At 74.3% G+C, this 921-nt stretch carries 1 protein-coding gene; it reads left to right on the top strand.

Translation table 11 applies throughout. The features are described from left to right. Nucleotides 1-921: bifunctional 3'-5' exonuclease/DNA polymerase (locus AB8Z36_RS41900; protein WP_369218549.1), on the top strand; the 921-nt coding region annotated here is incomplete at both ends.

The following is a 921-nucleotide window of genomic DNA, read 5'->3' on the forward strand; positions in this document are numbered from 1 at the left end:
CCCCGTGCCGCCGAGCCCGGCAGCCAGGACTCCCTCTTCGAGCCCCGCCCCGGCGGCACCGAGGTGTCGCTCGCCGAACTCGTCGAGGTCTATGCCGACCAGCAGCGAAGACATGACGCGACCGCCCACCCCGGCCGGATGCGGCTGCTCACCGCCTCCGAGTCGGCGGGCATGCTGGTGGCCGCCGAGATGAACGCCTCGGGACTGCCCTGGCGCGCCGACGTCCACCGCGAGCCACGCCGCCTCGCCGAGCTCGCCGACGAGGTGTCCGCCGCCTTCGGCCGCCGCGTCCGCCCCGACCTCGCCGCCGACGTGGTGAAGGCGTTCGCGCAGGCCGGGATCAAGGTGAAGTCGACGCGCCGCTGGGAGCTGGAGAAGTTCGACCACCCCGCCGTGCGGCCCCTGATCGAGTACAAGAAGCTGTACCGCGTCTGGACCGCCCACGGCTGGAGCTGGCTCCAGGACTGGGTGCATGACGGCCGCTTCCGGCCCGGGTTCACGCCGGGCGGCTCGGTGAGCGGACGCTGGACCACCAACGGCGGCGGTGCCCTCCAGATCCCCAAGGTGCTCCGCGGCGCCGTCGTCGCCGACCCCGGCTGGCGGCTCGTGGTCGCCGACGCCGACCAGATGGAGCCCAGGGTGCTCGCCGCGATCTCCCGCGACCGGGGCCTCATGGAGGTGGCGGGCAGCGAGGAGGACCTCTACACCCGCCTCTCCGACCGCGCCTTCTCCGGCGACCGCGACCACGCCAAGATCGCGCTGCTCGGCGCGGTCTACGGACAGACCTCCGGGGACGGCCTGAAGAACCTCGCCGCGCTGCGCCGCCGCTTCCCGCTCGCCGTGGCGTACGTCGACGACGCCGCGAAGGCGGGCGAGGAGGGGCGTCTGGTGCGGACGTGGCTGGGGCGGACGAGTCCGCGC

Source organism: Streptomyces flavofungini (assembly GCF_041028215.1).
In the GTDB taxonomy this organism is placed as follows: domain Bacteria; phylum Actinomycetota; class Actinomycetes; order Streptomycetales; family Streptomycetaceae; genus Streptomyces; species Streptomyces flavofungini_B.